This is a genomic window from Lutibacter sp. (genome assembly GCF_041555395.1).
In the GTDB taxonomy this organism is placed as follows: Bacteria; Bacteroidota; Bacteroidia; order Flavobacteriales; family Flavobacteriaceae; genus Lutibacter.
The window spans coordinates 21,207-27,206 of record NZ_JBFFKM010000033.1 but is presented as its reverse complement, the minus strand read 5'-3'; the positions used below and the strand labels follow the sequence as shown (position 1 = coordinate 27,206).

Sequence of the window (6,000 nt, the reverse complement as noted above, 5' to 3'; positions counted from 1 at the left end):
ATCTCACTCCTACCTAAACTCATAAAAACCATTTTTTAGGTCAAAAAGTAAAATCAATTTATAATTATTTACCACAAATGATGCACTTCCTCCTTTATGTATTTTTTATAAATGGCATTTCCTTTTTCCACATCACTTTCTAAAAGAGTGAATGCAGAAAATGTGTCTAAATTAGAAAGTAGTTGTGAAACACTTGAAGCTCCCGGTATAATGCAACTTACCTCTTTAAAAGCCAAGATCCACTGCAATGCATTATGAACCAGGTTTTGGTCCTTAAAAATTTCTTTCAATTCATGCACTGCTTTTAAACCCAGATCAAAATCAATTCCAGAAAAAGTTTCTCCTTTGTCGAAAACTTCTCCTTCCCTGTTAAAAAACCGGTGATCATCTTTAGAAAAAGTAGAGGCTTTCCCAAACTTACCGGTTAACAAACCGCTGGCCAATGGCACACGCGCAATAATCCCAACATTTTTGGCTTTCGCCTCTCTAAAAAACAATTCGCTTGGACGTTGGCGAAACATGTTAAAAATTATTTGAATCGTGCTTACGCCGGGATATTCTATCGCTTTCAATGCTTCTTCAACTTTCGCTACGCTCACCCCGTAGTTTCTAATTTTACCTTCTTTGGTAAGTTGATCAAACAACTCGAAAATTTCCGGACGGTAATATACTTCTGTGGGCGGACAATGCAGTTGGATTAAATCTATTCGATCAACACCAAGATTAGACAAACTGTTTTCAACAAATTTTCTTAAAACAGCAACCTGATAAGCAGCGTTTGTATGCGGCTGTAATTGTCTTCCACATTTTGTGGCAATATAAACATCTTCAGCCCTTGAACGAACTACTTTGCCAACAACTTTTTCACTAAGTCCATTGCTGTAAACATCGGCTGTATCAATAAAATTAATGCCGTGGTCAATGGCGGTATTGATGATTTCTTCGGCGTTTTTCTCATTAAAGTCACTACCCCATTTTCCGCCAACCTGCCAAGTTCCCAAGCTAATTTCCGAAACTTTAAGTCCGGTTTTTCCTAATGTTCTATAATTCATATCTCATATATTTTAAACACTTAAAGTTAGTTCAAAAAAAATTACATCAAATAAAAACACATTTAAATTTTGAAGATTGGTTATTTTTTCCCGCCAACCACAACTACAAATTCTCCCTTTGGGGCTTTATTGGTAAAGTGTTCAATCATCTCGGCGACAGTTCCTCTTAAGGTTTCTTCGTACAATTTGGTAAGTTCGCGTGAAACAGAAATGGGACGGTCGGCTCCAAAATATTCGGCAAAATTGGTGAGTGTTTTAAGCAGTTTGTGAGGAGATTCGTAAAAAATGATGGTTCGTGTTTCTTCGGCTAAAAAAATTAAACGGGTTTGTCGGCCCTTTTTAACGGGTAAAAATCCTTCAAAAATAAATTTATCATTAGGCAATCCACTATTTACCAATGCGGGTACAAAAGCTGTAGCGCCCGGCAAACATTCAATTTCTAAACCATTTTCTATACATGCCCGTGCGAGTAAAAAACCGGGATCAGAAATTCCGGGTGTTCCTGCATCAGAAATTAAAGCTATAGATTCTCCGTTTTTAATGCGCTGCACAATATTGGCCACCGTTTTATGCTCGTTGTGCATATGGTGACTGTGCATATGGGTGGAAATTTCATAATGCTTTAATAATTTTCCGCTGGTTCGAGTATCTTCAGCCAAAATTAAATCTACTTCCTTTAAAACCCGAATAGCTCTTAAAGTAATGTCTTCCAAATTTCCAATAGGCGTTGGTACTAAATATAATTTCGATTCCAAAGTTTCAACTTTTAGTGGTTAATTAATTATTTGAAGGTGACATGTTGCGTTTTACTCTTTATACATTTTATCTATAAGCTCTTTATATTTTTGCTGAATAACTTTTCGTTTCAGCTTTAAAGTTGCTGTAATTTCTCCCGCCTCAATACTGAATTCTTTCGGTAATAAGGTGAATTTTTTAATTTTTTCAAATACCGAAAACTCTTTTTGCAGCGCTTCAATTCGCTTTTCAAACATTTCTTTAATTTGATTGTGATTAATCAATTCTTCAATATCCTTAAAGGCAATTTTATTTTCAATGGCATATTTTTTTAAATTTTCAAAACTTGGCACTGCCAGTGCTGTTACATACTTCTGTTGGTCTCCTATTACTGAAATTTGTTCAATAAAAGCATCATTTATAAGAGCGGTTTCTAATTTTTGAGGCGCAATATATTTTCCTCCTGAAGTTTTCATTAAATCTTTTATTCTGTCCGTAATGATTAAATTGCCTTTTTCATCCATCATTCCGGCATCACCAGTTTTAAACCAACCATTTTCAAAAACTTCAGCAGTAGCTTCTGGCTTTTTATAGTAACCTTTCATAACGCCAGGTCCTTTTACTAAAATTTCATCATTTTCACCAATTTTTATTTCAGTTCCGTGAATTGTTTTTCCTGCTGAATTAAATTCGAAATGCTTATAACCAAATAATGAAACGGTTGCAGTAGTTTCGGTTAAGCCGAAACCACATTTAATATTTAAGCCAAAAGAATGAAAAAACGAAACCATCTCTGCAGCTAAAGGCGCACCTCCGCAAGGCATAAATTTTATGCGTCCACCAAAAACTTCTCTTAATTTGCTCAACACTAATTTATCGGCAATTTTGTGTTTCAACTTTAAAGCAAATGGTACTTTTTTATCAATTCGTTTATGTGAGTTATAATATGCATTTCCAATACCCAAAGCCCAACTTGCTAATTTCATTTTGGTAGGTGAAGCTTCTTTTCTTTTATCTTGAATTGCAGCGAAAATTTTCTCAAAAATACGAGGAACCGTGCACATTAATGTGGGTTTAACTTCCTTTAAAACCTCGGCGATTAACTTTGGGTTTTGGTTGAAATATACTTTTATGCCTCGGTGTAAACAAAAGAAAACCCAACTGCGCTCGTAAATATGACTCAATGGTAAAAAGCTTAAAGAAGCATCTTTTTCAGAAACATCTAATTCAAAATCGTGCGCTTCTAAAGACTGCATAAAGTTAGTATGATCTAACATAACTCCTTTTGGTTCACCGGTGGTGCCTGAAGTATAAATAATGCTTGCCAAATCTGTTGATTCGCTTTCGTAAAATCTTTTTTGAAGCGCTGTTTCAATGGTTTCATTCGTTTTAAAAACTAAAAAATCCTTTAAATATATTGAGTTTTCAGTGTTTTCGAACTTAATGTCTTCGCAAAGGGTAACTATTAATTTTAAGTAGTTATTGGTTTTTGAAATTTGCAATGCTTTATCATATTCTTCTTGACAACCGACAAAAATTATATTTATTTCAGCATCATTTACAATATATTCAACCTCTTTCCTTGAATTTGTTGCATAAATAGGAACTGTCACCGCTCTAATGCTCATTATGGCAATGTCGGCTATAATCCAATCAGGCATGTTTTCAGCGAATATGGCAACATTTTGATGTTCTTTAATACCAAAATGCAACAATGCTTTGGACAGGTTTTGAATTTTTTTTCCAAAATCGGTCCAGGAAATTCCAACCCAGGTTTTCAATTTATGATCTTTATAATAAATGGCATTTTTACCTTGATATTGCAGTACCTTATTCCTTATTTCTATGCCAATATGATTGTTGTCCATTTATTATTTAACTTTTAAATTTTGAAACATTAAACATTTTTTCTGTAGCAAAGTTACAAAGATTTAGTGCTATTTGCGTTAAGGATTGAGGCATTTGTTTGAGCGCTGTTTTGCGCTTTTCAGCAAAAAATGCGAGTGTCAAAAGCCTAACATTTGTATTTACAAATGGAACGCCCAAAAAAAGAATGATAACTTTTAAAACTATCGGCTAAATCACTAAATTTGTGCTTCCTTAAAAAAAGATTATAATGTACAGAACACATTTAAATGGAGAATTACGCTTGACGCATGTTGGTCAGGAAGTTACTTTGGCAGGTTGGGTGCAAAAAACACGCGATAAAGGATTTATGATTTGGGTTGATTTGCGTGACCGTTACGGCATTACGCAGTTGATTTTTGACGAAGATCGGACGCCAAAAGAAATCATGGAAAAAGCAAAAATGCTGGGACGCGAATTTGTTATTCAGGTGAAAGGCGAGGTGATAGAACGTGTTTCAAAAAACGCAAATATGCCTACTGGTGACATAGAAATTTTGGTGAAGGAATTGACCATTTTGAACAAATCGTTGGTACCGCCATTTACAATCGAAGATGAAACGGACGGCGGCGATGAGTTGCGGATGAAATATCGTTACCTTGATATTAGAAGAAATCCGGTAAAAAACAACTTGATTTTCCGCAGTAAAGTGGCCATGGAAACCAGAAAATACCTTTCCGGGGAAGGTTTTATTGAAGTTGAAACGCCTTATTTAATTAAATCGACACCAGAAGGTGCGCGAGATTTTGTAGTACCAAGCCGTATGAATGCCGGGCAGTTTTATGCTTTGCCACAATCGCCGCAAACTTTTAAACAATTGTTGATGGTTGGTGGATTGGATAAGTATTTTCAAATTGTGAAATGTTTTAGGGATGAGGATTTACGCGCTGACAGACAGCCTGAATTTACGCAAATAGACTGCGAAATGGCTTTTGTTGAACAGGAAGATATTTTAAATGCTTTTGAAGGATTGACGCGTCACTTATTGAAAGAAGTGAATGGTGTTGAAATTTCTAAATTTCCAAGAATGACGTATGATAACGCGATGCGCAAATACGGAAATGACAAACCGGACATTCGTTTTGGGATGGAGTTTGGAGAATTGAATGAAGTTGCACAACACAAAGATTTTGGTGTTTTTAACGCTGCAGAATTGGTTGTAGGGATTACAGTTCCCGGAGGAAATGTGTTTACAAGAAAAGAAATTGATGGTTTAATTGAATTTTTGAAACGTCCGCAAGTGGGTGCTTTGGGGATGGTGTATGTTCGTTGCAATGAAGATGGCACCTTTAAATCGTCTGTCGATAAATTTTACGATGAAGCTGATTTCAAAAAATGGGCCGAAATAACCGGAGCAAAAGCCGGTGACTTAATTTGCGTATTGTCTGGCATCGCCGATAAAGTGCGTCCACAATTAAGCGTGTTGCGTATGGAAATGGCAAATCGTTTGGGCTTAAGAAATCCAAAAGAATTTGCACCTTTATGGGTAGTTGATTTTCCTTTATTGGAATGGGATGAAGAAACTAAAAGATTTCACGCTATGCACCATCCGTTTACTTCTCCAAAACCGGAAGATATGGCCATGTTAGACACAGATCCAGGAAAAGTGAGGGCCAACGCATATGATTTGGTGTTAAATGGAAATGAAATTGGCGGAGGATCTATTCGTATTCACGACAAACAAACTCAGGCTTTAATGTTTAATCATTTAGGCTTTACGCCAGAAAAAGCAAAAGAACAATTCGGATTTTTAATGAATGCTTTTGAATATGGTGCGCCACCACATGGTGGAATTGCATTTGGACTGGATAGGTTAACGGCTATTTTGGGCGGACAAGAAACCATTCGTGATTTTATTGCGTTCCCGAAAAACAATAGTGGTCGTGATGTGATGATTGATGCGCCGTCCATAATTGATGATGAACAATTGAAGGAATTGTGCTTAAAAATAAACTTGCCTTTATAGGTGTTTTTTGAAAAATATTTAATAATTAGATAATGATTTGGTTACACAAAACAGGATTTATTGATTGTAATTTGTGATGTATTTAAACAAGTCTTCAATATATCTTTTCATATTATCCATTAGTTTTTGTCAACTAATTTGTGAATTTTTATGGGCTGTCTCTTTAGACAGCCTTTTTTCATGCTTCAATTTTTATTAAACTAGTAACAATTGCTTAACTTTAACTTAACATACACATGAGTTCTTTACAGAGACAAAAACTAATAATAAAATTATGAAAATCAAAACTACACTTTTAACTTTTGCTCTTTTCGCAACCTATATTGCAAATTCACAAGAAAC

At 35.2% G+C, this 6,000-nt stretch carries 4 protein-coding genes; 1 reads left to right on the top strand and 3 read right to left on the bottom strand.

The window, feature by feature from the left end; translation table 11 throughout:
* Window positions 1-68: 68 nt before the first annotated feature.
* The 3 genes from ABY285_RS08435 to ABY285_RS08425 form a co-directional block, all read right to left on the bottom strand.
* Window positions 69-1,052: an aldo/keto reductase gene (locus ABY285_RS08435; RefSeq protein ID WP_372768997.1), complete on the bottom strand. Its 984-nt coding sequence runs from the start codon at window positions 1,050-1,052 to the stop codon at window positions 69-71.
* A gap of 80 nt (window positions 1,053-1,132) precedes the next feature.
* Complete coding sequence (gene rsmI, locus ABY285_RS08430) at window positions 1,133-1,807, bottom strand: 16S rRNA (cytidine(1402)-2'-O)-methyltransferase (RefSeq protein WP_372768995.1); 675 nt, start codon at window positions 1,805-1,807, stop codon at window positions 1,133-1,135.
* 51 nt (window positions 1,808-1,858) lie between these two features.
* Entirely contained in the window at window positions 1,859-3,655 is a 1,797-nt protein-coding gene (locus ABY285_RS08425) for a long-chain fatty acid--CoA ligase (RefSeq protein WP_372768993.1), read from the bottom strand.
* 248 nt (window positions 3,656-3,903) lie between these two features.
* On the opposite strand from ABY285_RS08425, the gene aspS reads away from it, so the two are divergent.
* On the top strand, window positions 3,904-5,658 hold the full coding sequence (aspS, locus tag ABY285_RS08420; protein ID WP_372768992.1) for an aspartate--tRNA ligase: 1,755 nt from the start codon (window positions 3,904-3,906) through the stop codon (window positions 5,656-5,658).
* Window positions 5,659-6,000 lie beyond the last annotated feature (342 nt).